The organism is Amycolatopsis sp. 3B14 (assembly GCF_050958625.1).
Lineage (GTDB): Bacteria > Actinomycetota > Actinomycetes > Mycobacteriales > Pseudonocardiaceae > Amycolatopsis_E > Amycolatopsis_E thermoflava.
Genome location: NZ_JBHZEN010000076.1, coordinates 25,412 through 37,872, shown reverse-complemented (window position 1 = coordinate 37,872; position 12,461 = coordinate 25,412). Strand labels below are relative to the sequence as shown.

General features: G+C 73.3%; 15 protein-coding genes. 5 read left to right on the top strand and 10 right to left on the bottom strand.

Annotated elements, in window-relative coordinates; translation table 11 throughout:
- Positions 1-89: 89 nt before the first annotated feature.
- The 4 genes from tatB to sigE all read right to left on the bottom strand — a co-directional run bounded on the left by tatB (position 90) and on the right by sigE (position 3,478).
- The gene (gene tatB, locus ACCP09_RS35235; protein WP_433753139.1) at positions 90-503 is read right to left on the bottom strand and encodes a Sec-independent protein translocase protein TatB; all 414 of its coding nucleotides are present in this window, start codon (positions 501-503) and stop codon (positions 90-92) included.
- Positions 504-605: 102 nt separating this feature from the next.
- Entirely contained in the window at positions 606-2,129 is a 1,524-nt protein-coding gene (locus tag ACCP09_RS35230; RefSeq protein WP_027932396.1) for a S1C family serine protease, read from the bottom strand.
- An 81-nt stretch (positions 2,130-2,210) separates the two neighbouring features.
- Entirely contained in the window at positions 2,211-2,864 is a 654-nt protein-coding gene (locus tag ACCP09_RS35225; RefSeq protein ID WP_123683841.1) for an anti-sigma factor family protein, read from the bottom strand.
- Positions 2,861-3,478: an RNA polymerase sigma factor SigE gene (sigE, locus tag ACCP09_RS35220; protein ID WP_017986913.1), complete on the bottom strand. Its 618-nt coding sequence runs from the start codon at positions 3,476-3,478 to the stop codon at positions 2,861-2,863. Before sigE ends, ACCP09_RS35225 begins: the two co-directional genes overlap by 4 nt.
- Before the next feature lie 190 nt (positions 3,479-3,668).
- On the opposite strand from sigE, the gene ACCP09_RS35215 reads away from it, so the two are divergent.
- The 3 genes from ACCP09_RS35215 to ACCP09_RS35205 all read left to right on the top strand — a co-directional run bounded on the left by ACCP09_RS35215 (position 3,669) and on the right by ACCP09_RS35205 (position 5,598).
- Positions 3,669-4,307, top strand: a complete 639-nt coding sequence (locus tag ACCP09_RS35215; protein WP_017986912.1) for an O-methyltransferase — start codon at positions 3,669-3,671, stop codon at positions 4,305-4,307.
- A gap of 121 nt (positions 4,308-4,428) precedes the next feature.
- Complete coding sequence (locus tag ACCP09_RS35210; protein ID WP_378365880.1) at positions 4,429-5,202, top strand: helix-turn-helix transcriptional regulator; 774 nt, start codon at positions 4,429-4,431, stop codon at positions 5,200-5,202.
- Positions 5,203-5,226: 24 nt separating this feature from the next.
- Positions 5,227-5,598 (top strand): VOC family protein, encoded by a 372-nt coding sequence (locus tag ACCP09_RS35205; RefSeq protein WP_433753135.1) that lies wholly within the window; start codon positions 5,227-5,229, stop codon positions 5,596-5,598.
- Positions 5,599-6,024: 426 nt separating this feature from the next.
- Here the strand turns inward: ACCP09_RS35205 and ACCP09_RS35200 are convergent, their stop codons facing one another.
- Positions 6,025-7,185 carry an MFS transporter gene (locus ACCP09_RS35200; protein WP_433753146.1) on the bottom strand — a complete coding sequence of 387 codons (1,161 nt, stop codon included), beginning with the start codon at positions 7,183-7,185 and terminating at the stop codon, positions 6,025-6,027.
- A 107-nt stretch (positions 7,186-7,292) separates the two neighbouring features.
- Between ACCP09_RS35200 and ACCP09_RS35195 the strand changes: the two genes are divergently transcribed.
- Positions 7,293-8,222 (top strand): LysR family transcriptional regulator, encoded by a 930-nt coding sequence (locus tag ACCP09_RS35195; protein ID WP_433753133.1) that lies wholly within the window; start codon positions 7,293-7,295, stop codon positions 8,220-8,222.
- Positions 8,223-8,264: 42 nt separating this feature from the next.
- Here the strand turns inward: ACCP09_RS35195 and ACCP09_RS35190 are convergent, their stop codons facing one another.
- Positions 8,265-9,686, bottom strand: coding sequence for a leucyl aminopeptidase family protein (locus ACCP09_RS35190; RefSeq protein ID WP_433753131.1), 1,422 nt, complete (start codon positions 9,684-9,686; stop codon positions 8,265-8,267).
- A gap of 73 nt (positions 9,687-9,759) precedes the next feature.
- Entirely contained in the window at positions 9,760-9,927 is a 168-nt protein-coding gene (locus tag ACCP09_RS35185; RefSeq protein ID WP_081617745.1) for a DUF3117 domain-containing protein, read from the bottom strand.
- 167 nt (positions 9,928-10,094) lie between these two features.
- Between ACCP09_RS35185 and ACCP09_RS35180 the strand changes: the two genes are divergently transcribed.
- A complete protein-coding gene (locus tag ACCP09_RS35180) occupies positions 10,095-10,889 on the top strand; it encodes an enoyl-CoA hydratase-related protein (RefSeq protein ID WP_433753128.1) in 795 nt (264 codons plus the stop codon).
- Positions 10,890-11,139: 250 nt separating this feature from the next.
- Here the strand turns inward: ACCP09_RS35180 and ACCP09_RS35175 are convergent, their stop codons facing one another.
- The 3 genes from ACCP09_RS35175 to ACCP09_RS35165 are packed head-to-tail and all read right to left on the bottom strand — an operon-like array spanning position 11,140 to position 12,460.
- Positions 11,140-11,709: a DNA-3-methyladenine glycosylase I gene (locus ACCP09_RS35175; RefSeq protein ID WP_433753126.1), complete on the bottom strand. Its 570-nt coding sequence runs from the start codon at positions 11,707-11,709 to the stop codon at positions 11,140-11,142.
- Entirely contained in the window at positions 11,706-12,161 is a 456-nt protein-coding gene (locus ACCP09_RS35170; protein ID WP_027932405.1) for an SRPBCC family protein, read from the bottom strand. Before ACCP09_RS35170 ends, ACCP09_RS35175 begins: the two co-directional genes overlap by 4 nt.
- Positions 12,158-12,460, bottom strand: a complete 303-nt coding sequence (locus ACCP09_RS35165; protein ID WP_017986902.1) for a DivIVA domain-containing protein — start codon at positions 12,458-12,460, stop codon at positions 12,158-12,160. The genes ACCP09_RS35170 and ACCP09_RS35165 overlap by 4 nt, the downstream gene beginning before the upstream one ends.
- Position 12,461 lies beyond the last annotated feature (1 nt).

Genomic DNA, 12,461 nt, shown 5'->3' with positions numbered 1-12,461 from the left:
GGTCTGGTGCGTGGTCGGTGCAGTTGCGTTGCCGGGCGGCGGTTGTGCCAGAAAAAAAGAGCCACCCCCTACTGGGGCGGCCCTTCTTCTCAGGTGGCGTCTGGGTCTGTGGGGGGCTTTTCGCCCGGTTTGAGTGGTTCCGGGTCCGGTTTCGCGGCCGGGGTGGTCGTCGTGGCGGGGTAGCCGTTCGGCTTCACGCTGCCACCGGACAGGCCGTTGATCCCGAGCGGGTCCGGGTCGCCGTCGAAGAGGTGCTGGGTGACCGCCCGGCGCGGGTCGAAGTTCCGCAGCTGCCGCAGGTCCTCCAGCGGCTTCTGGAACTGCTCGAAGTCCGAGCCCATCTCCTCCTTGAGCTGCTGCCTGGCGCCGGACGCGAAGTCGCGCACCTTCCGCACGCTCCGGCCCAGCCAGGCCGCCGCCTCGGGAAGGCGCTCCGGGCCGAGGATGAACAGGCCCGCGACGATCAGGACGAGGATCTCGCCCCAGCCAACGCTTTCGAACATTCGCGAACCTCCGCCTCACACGGCTCCAGCTACCTCAGATTACCCCGCCAACCGGCCGGTTCGGATCCCGCGCGCGGAGTTCACGTCTCGTCCATCCGGCGGTCAGTCCGAGCCCAGCGTCACGTCGACCATCAACGTCCGCCCCTGCCGGACCAGCTGCACCGGCACCGTCTCGCCGATCTCGTGCTGCCGCACCGCCACCGTCAGCTCCGCCGCATTGCGGACCAGGCGGTCGCCGAGCTTCGTGATGACGTCGCCCTCCGCGATGCCCGCCCGCGCTGCCGGACCGCCGTCGGCGACGTTCAGCACCTGCGCGCCCTCCGACGTCTCCGCCGCGACCGACGCCGCGTTCACCCCGATGTCGGCGTGCTTGACCTGGCCGCTGCTGATGAGCGTGCGGGCGATCTTGATCGCGTCGTCGGCCGGGATGGCGAACCCGATGCCGATGCTGCCGCCCGAACCGTCCGCACCGCCGTCCGTGCGGATCGACGAGTTGATGCCGACCAGGGCGCCCGTCGAGTCGACCAGCGCGCCACCCGAGTTGCCGCGGTTGATGGGCGCGTCGGTCTGGATCGCGTCGTACGTGACCGGCGGCTCGCCGTTCTCCCCGGCCGCGGTGACCGGCCGGTGCAGCGCGCTCACGATGCCGGAGGTCACCGTGTTCTCCAGGCCCAGTGGCGAGCCCACAGCGATCACCGAATCGCCCGGTTCGAGGCCGGCCGGGTCGCCGATCTGCAGCACCGTCGGGTTCGACACCGCCACCTTGATCACGGCCAGGTCGGTCTTCGGATCCGTCCCGACGACCCGCGCCTCGGTGCGGGTGCCGTCCGTGAACACCGCGGTGATCTTCGCCTGCGGATCGCTGGTGGCCAGCGAGATGACGTGGTTGTTGGTGATCGCGTAGCCCTGCGGGTCGATCATCACCCCGGAGCCCACGCTGCCGGACTGACCGGACTTGACCTCGATCGAAATGACCGCGGGCGCCACGCGCTGCGCGATGTCGGCGATCGAACCGGGCGCGCGTTCCTTGCCCGCCTCGGCCTCGGAAATGGTCGCCGACCCGGTCAGCGAGTCGCCCGCGCCGCCGAGCCACCAGCCGATCAGGCCGCCGACGGCGCCGATGAGCAGGCACACCACCCCGAGCAGCCCCAGCGCGACCGGCTTCACGCGGCGGCCGAACAGCAGTTCGGGCAACGACAGCTGAGCGCTGCGCGGACGGTCCGCGTCCTCGTCGTCTTCGTCGTCGGGATCGAGCGCCGGGCGGGACAGCACCGCGGCCGAACCCGGGTCACGCCACGGGTCGGTCATGCGGGACCACAGCGGCGGCTCCGGATCACCGCCCGGCTGCCTGCCGTTGTCCCCGGCGGGGCGCTGGAGCTGCACGTCCTCCGCGCCGGGCGGACGGCCGAACGCCTCGGCCAGCGACTCCGGCGCGGGCGGCGCGGCGACGATCTTGTCGCCGTTGCGCGTGCCGGGGGTGTAGAGCTTGTCGAAGGCGCCGTCCACGCCGTGCGGGCGGCCGAACGCGCCGGCTTCCGTGGGATCCACCGGCGGCCGGTCCAGCGGGCGGGGCGCCAGCCGCGGTTCCGCGCCTGCGCTGTCCTGTGGTGGGTTCGGCTGACTCATCGTTCCCCGGGTGGATGGCTCGTCGTGCTGTCGGCGCGACCCTACGCCACCGATTCTCCCCCGCGGACGGTGAAGGGCGCGTCAGCGACCGGCCGCGGGAGCGGGAGTCGTGGTGGTCGTGGTGGTGGCGGGCGCGCTCGGCTCGCCACCGAGCTGGGCACGCAGCACGCCGGGCGCGGGCGCCTGGCCCGGCTCCGGGTTGGCCTGCGTCGGGTCGCCGCCGGTCGCCGAGGTCACGACGAGCGCGAGCGCGCTCAGGACCAGGCCGGACACGGCCACCCCGGCGCCCTGCGCGACACGGCGCCGCACCGAGGGATGACGCTGCCCGCCCAGTACGGCGGAACCACTACCGAGGGGCGCGCTCGACCCGAGCGGCGCCGACGAACCAAAAGGGGACGACCGGAGACCGGCGACGCGGTCGGGCCGCTGGATGGCGACCAGCTGGCCGTCCTCGGTGACGGCGAGGTTGTCGGGACTGGTCGGCAGGTCGGTGTCCTGCGGGATGTTGCGCAGGCTCGCCAGCAGGCTGGCGGGCATCGACGGGGCTTCCGCGCGCCGGACCGCCGCGCGCACCTGGCGCTGCGACGTCACCTCGGCCGCGCAGATCGGGCACCGGGCGATGTGCGACGCGGCACGCTCGTGGGCGCCCAGGCTCATCTCGCCGTCCACGAAGGCGACGACGGCGTCGGGAAGCAGGTGAGACTCGGGCAGGCCCCAGCCTCGCAGTTCGCTCATGCGGAAACCCCCACGGATTCCTCCTTGGCCGCCCGGCGCCGTTCGAGCGAGGCACGCAACGCCTGCCGGCCGCGGTGGATCCGGCTGCGCACGGTGCCCAGCTTCACGCCGAGCGTCGCACCGATCTCCTCGTAGGAAAGTCCTTCGACGTCGCACAGCACCACGGCGGCGCGGAACTCCGGCGGCAGCTCGTCGAGCGCGGCCTGCAGGTCCGGGTCCAGGTGCGTGTCGCTGTAGACCTGCTCGGGGCTCGGGTCGTCACCGACGATTCTGTCGGTGTCCTCGGGCAGCCCCTCCATGCGCACCCGCGAGCGGCGGCGCGCCATGTCCAGGAACAGGTTCGTGGTGATGCGGTGCAGCCAGCCCTCGAAGGTGCCCGGCTTGTACGAGGCCAGCGAGCGGAACACCCGGATGAACGTCTCCTGGGTGAGGTCCTCGGCGTCGTGGGTGTTGCCGGTCAACCGGTACGCCAGCCGGTAGACGCGGTCGCCGTGCTCGCGGACGACCTCGTCCCACGACGGCGGAGTCCACGCGGACTCGTCGACGGTGACCGGGCGGCCCTCGACCTGCTCGTTCTCCAGGCTGTTCTGCATCGTGGGGGACGGCACCTCCATCAGGCTGTTCTCCCAACTGATCTGTCCAACGCGGGCCATCCGCACTGTGTTCCCGGGAACCCCTGGCACCCGTTGAGACCCAGCTTGGCCCCTCTCCTTATGTGGGTAGTGAGACGAGACTGAGAGCCGCCTGAGAGAAGTGTGCACGTCTTCCACGGGTTTGGCGACGACCAGCGCTAACCTTTGCCGCGTGACCTCCGAGACGCTCGCGGCGAGTGGCGGCGACCACGCCGAGGGCTACCTGCCCGATCACCCGGCGGACGCCGCGCTGCTCACCGCACGGGCGCGCTCGGCGGAGCTGGGCTGCGCGGCACTCGGACCCGCGACCGGCGCGGCGCTGTGCTTCCTGGCGACGAGCCTGCGGGCCCGCGCGGTGGTCGAGATCGGCACCGGCATCGGGGTCAGCGGGCTCTACCTGCTGCGCGGGATGGCCCCGGACGGGGTCCTCACCTCGATCGACATCGAGCCGGAGCACCACCAGGCCGCGCGCCGCACCTTCCGCGAGGCCGGGTACCCGCCCGGCCGCACCCGGCTGATCATGGGCCGGGCGCTGGACGTGCTGCCGCGCCTCACCAGCGGCGGCTACGACCTGGTCTTCGTGGACGCGGCGCGCGCCGAGTACCCGCGCTACTACGAGCACGGCGTCCAGCTGCTGCGGCCCGGCGGGGTGATCGCGTTCCACGGCGTGACCGACGCGGCGCGCGGCGAGCGGCGGGAGCCCGGGGTGCTCGCGGCGCGCGAACTGGCGCGGGCGATCCGCGAGGACGAGCGGCTGGTGCCTGCGCTGCTGCCGGTCGGCGGAGGGTTGCTGGTCGCCGCGGTGCAGTGATCATCGCTGGTCAGCGCTGTGTCGCCGGGCGCTGGCGCGGTGTGACGCCCCTCGAAATCGTCGTACCCCTGGTGCAGGATCTCCTCACGCGGGAAACGTCCGGATCGACGAGGGGGTCGTCATGCGCGAGGCAGTCCTGAGCGCCGCCCGGTTCATCACCACGCACGCGGAGGAGCCGTTGGGGCTGGGGGACGTCGCCGACCACGTCGGCTACAGCCCGTTCCACCTGGCCCGCACGTTCACGCGGGAGCTGGGCATGCCGCCGTGCCAGTACCTGACCGCGCGCCGGTTCGAGCGGACCAAACAACTGCTCCTGCAGACCGACGAGCGGATCATCGACATCTGCAACGCGGTGGGCTTCTCCGCGGTCGGCACGTTCACCTCCCGGTTCACCGCCGCGGTCGGCACCACGCCCGTCGAGTTCCGGCGGCTGCCGGACGTGCTCACCGACTCGCCGCCGCGGCCGACGTCGTCCCCGGGCGCGGGCGCCGGCACGGTGATGGGCACGGTCCGGCTGAGCCCGGCCGCGCAGGTGGCGCTGGGGCCGGACCCGGCCGTGTACGTCGGGCTGTTCCCCAAGCGCGCCGCGCGCGGGTTCCCGGTCAGCGGCACCCTGCTGGCCGAACCGGGTGATTTCCTGCTCACCGGTGTCCCCGCGGGCACGTACTGGGTGATGTCGTCGGCGCTGCCCAGCCGCGGCGGCGCGGCGGCGCAGCTCATCCCGGGCCGCACCGTGGCCGGGGCGTGCCCGCGCGCGGTGCGGGTGTCGGCGGAGGCGCCGGTGCACCACCGGGACGTGCACCTGGACCTGGGGCAGGACTGGTCGCCGCCGGTGCTGATCGCCCTGCCGGCGCTCGCCTCGGCCGATGCGCAAGAACGGAGAAGACACCGGTGAGAGCGCCGCCGTAGCGTCCGGAGAGTGATCACGCACCTGCACTCGGCCACGATCCTGGTCGGCGACCAGGAGGAGGCGCTGCGCTTCTACGTGGGCACGCTGGGGTGGGAGAAGCGGGAGGACCTGCGGTTCGGGGCGGTGCACCGGTTCCTGAGCGTGGCGCCGCCGGGCGCGGTGACGTCGATCGTGCTGGGGCAGCCGGAGGTCCACGCGCGGGAGATGGTGCCGGGCGGCACCGGGATCACGATGATGACGCCGGACGTGGCCGCCGCGCACGCCGAGATGTCCGCCCGCGGGGTGCGCTTCGCGGGGCAACCGCAGGTCATGCCGTGGGGCACGAAGGCGACGTGGTTCGCCGACCCGTTCGGCAACGAGTACTTCCTGCTGGAGGGCTGAGCGCGACGGTGAGGGCTCTTCCGGCGGTTAGCGGCTGCCTGGAGGCTGATCATGGCGGCGCCCGGCACCCGGGCCGACGCCACACCACTGCGGCCGCGACCACCGCCAACGGTCCACCGGGCCGCCACCCCCGCCGCGCTGCTCGCCCTAAGCCGCCCGCCGCGCGGTGCGCCCCGCAGACCGACCACCGCCAACGGTCCACCGGGCCGCCACCCCCGCCGCGCTGGTCTGCCTAAGCCGCACCACCCGCCGGGCGGTGCGCGCCCGCAGCCCAGCACCACCGCGACCAGCACCAACGCCCCCAGGCCACCACCCCCCGCCGCGCTGGCCGCCCTAAGCCGAAACCATCCACCACGCGGTGCGCCCCCCGCAGGCCGACCACCGCCAACGGTCCACCGGGCCGCCACCCCCGCCGCGCTGGTCTCCCTAAGCGGGAACCACCCGCCGGGCGGTGCTCGCCCGCAGGCCGGCCACCGCGGCGCCTGCAAGTGCCAGCCACACCACCGCGGCCCCGACCAGCCAGCTCCAGCCGAACCGCCCGAAGACCACGCTCCCGACCGTGCCGCCGACGCTGCTGCCCAGGTAGTAGGCCAGCGTGTACATCCCGGACGCCTGGCCCCGCGCCCCCTCCGGGGCCTCCGCCGCGGCCCAGCCGTTGGCCACCGCGTGCGCGGCGAAGAAACCACCGGTGAGCACCACGAAACCGAGCACCACCAGCGGCAGCGAATCGGGCAGGGTGAGCAGGATCCCGGCCGCCATCACGGCCAGCCCGCCGAGCACCGCGCCCGGACGGCCGAACCGGGCGACCATCCTGCCCGCGTTCGACGACGACACCGAGCCCACCGCGTACGCCAGGAACACCAGCGAAGCGACCGCCGGCGACAACCCGAGCTCCCCGGTCAGCCGGAACCCCGCCGCGTTGTACATCGCCACGAAGGCGCCCATCGCGAGCAGCGCCACCCCGTACTGGACCAGCAGCACCGGCCGCCGCAACGCGGTCCCGACTCCGGCCAGCACGTCCCGCAACCGCAACCCCGAACCGCTCGGCCGCACGCCCGCCGGCAACGACAAAACCGTGATCGCGCTGCACACCAGCGCCACCCCCGCCACCACCGCGAGCGCGCCGTGCCAGCCGAGCGCCTCCGCGCTGAACCCCGTGGACAGCCTGCCGACCATGCCGCCGACCGTGTTGCCCGCGATCATCGCCCCGACCGCCGCGGCCACGCCGGTCTTGCCGAGCTGCTCCACCAGGTACGCCGACGCCACCCCGGGGAACCCGGCGATCGCGATGCCCTGCAAGGCCCGCAACGCGAGCAGCACCGGATACGAGGGCGCGAACGGCATCAGCAGGCCGAGCACGACCGACAACGTCACCGACGCGACGATGATCGGCCGCCGCCCGACGATCTCCGACAGCGCCGCGATCGGCAGCACCGCGATCGCCAGCGCCCCGGTCGCCACCGACACCGCCAGCGACGCCGAACCGGGGTCGAGCTGGTACTGCGCGGCGAGCTGCGGCAGGACCGGCTGCGGCGCGTAGAGCAGGGCGAACGACGAAATCCCGGCGGCGGCGACCGCGAGCTTCACCCGCCGCGTGGCCGGGCGGGCGGGAGCGAGCACATCGACTGACACGCCTCGAAAGTAAGCCGCGCTAAAAAATACTTCCAATGCGCGGCACTGGCACAATTCATACCGTGACGCATGAAAGCCCGGCGGAAGCTTCTGACCAGCGGCTGGCCGCGGAGCTGGCGCCCAGCCTGGCCCTGCTGGCGGCCCTGCGTGAAACACGCAACATCACCCGCGCGGCGGAGCGGCTCGACATTCCGCAGCCGACGGTGAGCCGCCGCCTGGCCGGGTTGTCCGAGGTCGTCGGCGCGCCGCTGACCCGGCCGGACGGCCGCGGCGTCCGGCTCACGCGCGCGGGCGAGATCCTCGCGGCGACGGCCGCCCGCGCACTCGCCGCCGTCGAGACGGGCGTGCGGCAGACGCGGGAGGAGATCTCGCCGGACAGCGGCCACGTCGTGCTCGGGTTCCTGCACCTGCTGGGCCGGTGGCTGGTCCCCTCGCTGCTGCGCGACTTCCGCGCCGACCACCCCGGGGTGCGGTTTTCGCTGGTCCAGGGCTCGCGGCAGCACGTGCTGGACCGACTGGCGGACGGCGAGCTGGACCTGGCGCTGGTGGCTCCGCTGCCGGACACCTCGGCGCTGGACAGCTACGCGTTGTCGGAGCAGGACCTGCTGCTGTCGGTGCCCGAGGCGCACCCGCTGGCCCGGCGGCGTCGCATCCGGGTCGAGGAGCTGGCCGACGAGCCGTTCGTGACGCTCGAACACGGCTACGGCCTGCGGCAGATCATCGACGACCTGTGCGCGGCGGCGGGGTTCGAGCCGAAGATCGCGTTCGAGAGCCAGGAGTCGGACACCGCGCGGGGCCTGGTCGCCGCGGGGCTGGGGGTGGCGCTGCTGCCGCGGTTCGGGCCCGCGCCGCCGGCCGGGGTGGTGGAGGTGCCGCTGTCGCCGCGGGTCAGCCGCACGATCGGGCTGACGTGGCGAGCGGGCGAGGAGCCGACCCCGGCGGTGTCCGCCTTCCGCGACTACGTGCGCGCCAACGGCACGCGCTACACCTGACGACGGACACGCCTCGCGCCCCCACAGCCGGGGCGCCCGTACCTACGCCTGGTCCGAGCCGAACGACTCCGCGAACGCCACCAGCGTCCGCGCCGCGAAGCCCGTCGCCCCCGGGACGACCTCCGCGTACGGCTTCTCGGCCCGGGCGGGGCCCGCGATGTCCAGGTGCGCCCACGGCAGGCCCTCGGTGAACTCGCGCAGGAACAGCGCCGCCGTGATGCCGCCCGGCCCGCCCGGCGCCTGCTTCACGTCGGCGAGCTCGCCGCGCACCGCGTCGACGTGGGCGTCCAGCAGCGGCATCCGCCACCACGCCTCCCCGACGCTCGCGCCCGCCTCGCGGATCTCGTCGGCCAGCTTGTCGTCCGTGGCGAAGAGCCCACCGGTCCGCAGGCCGAGCGCGACCTTCATCGCGCCGGTCAGCGTCGCCACGTCCACCACCGCGTCCGGGCTGAACCGGCGGATCCCGTAGGCCAGCGCGTCGGCCAGGACCATGCGGCCCTCCGCGTCGGTGTTGGACACCTCGGTGGTCCGCCCGCCGTAGTGCCGCACCACGTCGCCCGGCCGGTACGACGAGCCGGACACGTGGTTCTCCGCCGCCGGCACGAGCGCCGTGACCCGCACCGGCAGCCGCAGCGAGGCGATCGCCAGCGCGGCCGCGATGACCGCGCCACCGCCGGCCATGTCGGTGCGCATCAGGTGCATGCCGTCGGCCGGTTTGATCGACAGGCCACCGGTGTCGAACGTGATGCCCTTGCCGACCAGCAGCAGGTGACGGGCCGCGCCACGCGGCCGGTAGGTGAGCTCGATCAGCCGCGGCGGGCTCGCCGAGCCACCGCCGACCGCGAGCACCCCGCCGAAGCCCTGCGCCGCCAGCCACTGCTCGTCCCGGACGGTGGCGCTCAGACCGGGCACCTCGTCGGCGAGGCGCGCGGCCGTCTCGGCCAGCCACGACGGGTTCTTGATGTTGGACGGTGTGTTCGCCAGGTCCCTGGCCAGCGCCGACGCGCCTGCCAGCACCCGCGCGCGCTCGACGACCCGCTGGTGGCCGGCGTCGGCCGTGACCAGGCGCAGGGTGCGCAGCGCGGGCTGGTCCGCGTCCCCGCTGACCTTGAAGCGGTACCCGCCGAGCAGCGCCCCCATGGTCAGCTCCGCGACCTGCTCGCCGGTGACGTCGGCACCCAGTTCGACCTGCACCGCCTTGACGTCCGCGGCCTCCCTGGCGAGGGCCGCGCCCGCGGCGCGCCAGTGCGCGGGCCCGCCCTCGCCGATCCCCACCAGCCAGCGCACGTCCCCGCCGGGGAGCCGGCGGACCTCACCGGCCTTGCCGGCGTGCTCGACCCCGGCGACCGGCGCGTCCGCACCAGCGGGGACCAGGACGGCCAGGTCGGCGCCTCGACGGCGGCCGTCGGCGACCTCGACGTCGATCAGCCGGGTGGGAACGGACGGCAGGGGGAACCGCGCCATCTGGCGACCTCCTGGAACTCAAGGGACTGCGGCCGCGCGTGACGTCAGCCGGTGACGACGGAACGGGAGCGGGTCAGCTGGTGGCCTCCTGCAGGGCAACCCCCAGGTCCTTGGCCTCTTCGGCCGACAGCTCGACGACAAGTCGCCCACCGCCCTCGAGCGGAACGCGCATCACGAGGCCCCGCCCCTCCTTAGTCACCTCGAGGGGACCATCTCCGGTCCGGGGCTTCATGGCCGCCATAGCGTGCTCCCTCCGTATCAACCGGCGCGCCCGGGTCGCGCTCTTCAAGCCAACCGGGTCAGGCCCATTCTCCCTCATCAGGATGGGCGCGCGAACGCGGACCGATCTTTTCGTGTTTGCTTAGGTGCTGGTATCGCCCCTCACCCGAGATTTCAGGAGGCCCTCCGGTGACCACCGAGGACGTGCTGCTCACCGCCGACGCCGACGGCGTGCGCACCGTGACGTTGAACCGCCCCAAGGCCTACAACTCGCTCACCCTCGAGCTGAAGGAGCGCTTGCTGGCCGCGTTGCGCGAGGCTTCGGCGGACCCGGCGGTGCGCGCGGTCGTGCTGACCGGCGCGGGCAAGGCGTTCTGCGCAGGCCAAGACCTCAAGGAGCACGTCGGGCTGCTGCAGGCGGGCGACCCGGCGCCGCTGCGGACGGTCCAGGACCACTACAACCCGATCGTCCGGGCCATCGTGGAGATGCCGAAGCCGGTGATCGCCGCGGTGAACGGGCCCGCGGCCGGCGCCGGGGCGGCTTTCGCCTACGCCGCCGACCTGCGGGTGGCCGCGTCGTCGGCGAACTTCCTGATGGCCTTCGCCAACGTCGGGCTCGGCCCGGACTCGGGCGCGTCGTGGACGCTGCAGCGGCTGGTCGGCTACGGCCGGGCGGCCGAGCTGATGCTGCTCGCGCGCACGGTCGGCGCCGAGGAAGCGCTGTCGCTGGGCCTGGTCACCGAGGTCGTGCCGGACGAGGAGCTGGCAGGCCGGGCGCAGGCGCTCGCGGCGAAGCTCGCCGCCGGGCCGACGGTCAGCTACGCGAAGATCAAGCAGGTGCTGACCGTGGCCGCGGAGGGCTCGCTGGAGGACGCGCTGGCCGCCGAGGACGCGGCGCAGACGGTGCTCGGCTCGACGGCCGACCACCGCGAGGCGGTGGAGGCCTTCGTCGCCAAGCGCAAGCCCGACTTCCAGGGGAAGTAGGGCCATTCCGCGGCGGAGCCGCTGTCACCACACACGCAGCTGGCGCCGCCGCGGTTTCGGAGTCGGCTCAGCCGCGTGGAGCGCGTCGGTTGAGGGTGGTGGTGGGCTGGCGGGAGGGGCCCTTCGCGAGGACAGCGCCGACGTGGTGGTCGGCACTGCCGCGCGGAGCGCGTCCACCAGGGTGGTGGTCGGGCCGGCGGGCGGGGATTCATGAGGTTCCGCCACCCGCACCGCCACGCAGGGTGCCCAACTATGAATTTGCGCGGAAGCAGGTCACGAGGTGGTCGTCGACCATGCCCGTGGCCTGCATCAACGCATAGCACGTCGTGGGGCCGACGAACGCGAACCCGCGCTTCTTCAGCGCCTTCGCCATCGCTGTCGACTCGGGCGTGATCGCCGGAACATCGGCCATCGTGCGCGGGCGGGGCCGCTCCCCCGTCGGCGCGAACGACCACAGCAGGTCGTCCAGCGGCTGGTCCAGCGTGGTGATCGCGCGGGCGTTCGTGATCGCGGCCAGGATCTTCGCCCGGTTCCGCACGATCGACGTGTCCGCCATCAGGCGCTCGACGTCGTCGTCACCGAACTCGGCCACCTTCTCCGGCACGAAACCGGCGAACGCGTTCCGGAAGCCCTCCCGCTTGCGCAGGATCGTGATCCACGACAGCCCGGACTGGAACGCCTCCAGGCACAGCCGCTCGTACAGCGCGTCCTGCCCGCGCAGCGGCACGCCCCACTCCGTGTCGTGGTACTCGGCGTAGTCCGGGGCCGAGTTCCCCCACGGGCACCGCGACACCCCGTCGGTGCCGATCGACTCCGTCATACCTGCCCCACCGAATAGCTCTCCGCGAACTTCGCGAACCGTTTCAACGAGTACCGCAGCCCGATCACGAACGCGGGCTTCACGACCGGCCAGCCCAGTTGCCCCGCGGGCCCCAGCGGCGGCACCAGGCTCTCCGACCACACGAACGTCGAGCGGTGCGCGCCCTTCGCGTGCACGTGGAAGGCGCCGGTGCCCTTGACGACGCCGCCCAGGTGCCGGACCGTGCACCGCACCGGCGGCTCCCAGCTGGTGATCACCATCGGGTCGGTGACGCCGACCCCGCGCACCCCGGTGAACGCGCTCAGCTTCGACCCGACGCTGCGCCCGTCGCCCTCGACGACCTCGACGTGCGTGCCGAGCATCCACTCGTGCTGCCGCTCCCAGTCGGTCAGCGCGAGCCACGTCGTGCCCGCGCTCGCGTGCACGTCCACGGACAGGACCAGGTCGATCATCCCGACGTCTGCCGTTCCGCCTCGAGCTCGGCCACCCTGGCGCGGAGCTCGTCGATCTCGGCGCCCAGCCGCCGCACCACCCAGTCCACTTCGGACATCTTGTACCCGCGCAGCACGAGCTGGAAGCGCACCTTCTGCACGTCCTCGCCGGTGATGTCCCGCACCGGCAGGCGCGTCGGCGAGCTGCCCGGCGGCAGCGGGGCGAGCTCCTCGCCGCGGCCGAACACGACGGCGGCCAGCAGGAACACCACAGCCGCCACGAGCAGCATGATCACGAGGTAGATCAGGGCGGTCGTCACG

Coding starts and splice junctions, on each gene's coding strand:
- tatB (WP_433753139.1), bottom strand. CDS start 503: ATGTTCGAAAGCGTTGGCTGGGGCGAGATCCTCGTCCTGATCGTCGCG.
- ACCP09_RS35230 (WP_027932396.1), bottom strand. CDS start 2,129: ATGAGTCAGCCGAACCCACCACAGGACAGCGCAGGCGCGGAACCGCGG.
- ACCP09_RS35225 (WP_123683841.1), bottom strand. CDS start 2,864: ATGAGCGAACTGCGAGGCTGGGGCCTGCCCGAGTCTCACCTGCTTCCC.
- sigE (WP_017986913.1), bottom strand. CDS start 3,478: ATGGAGGTGCCGTCCCCCACGATGCAGAACAGCCTGGAGAACGAGCAG.
- ACCP09_RS35210 (WP_378365880.1), top strand. CDS start 4,429: ATGCGCGAGGCAGTCCTGAGCGCCGCCCGGTTCATCACCACGCACGCG.
- ACCP09_RS35190 (WP_433753131.1), bottom strand. CDS start 9,686: ATGGCGCGGTTCCCCCTGCCGTCCGTTCCCACCCGGCTGATCGACGTC.
- ACCP09_RS35185 (WP_081617745.1), bottom strand. CDS start 9,927: ATGGCGGCCATGAAGCCCCGGACCGGAGATGGTCCCCTCGAGGTGACT.
- ACCP09_RS35175 (WP_433753126.1), bottom strand. CDS start 11,709: ATGACGGAGTCGATCGGCACCGACGGGGTGTCGCGGTGCCCGTGGGGG.
- ACCP09_RS35170 (WP_027932405.1), bottom strand. CDS start 12,161: ATGATCGACCTGGTCCTGTCCGTGGACGTGCACGCGAGCGCGGGCACG.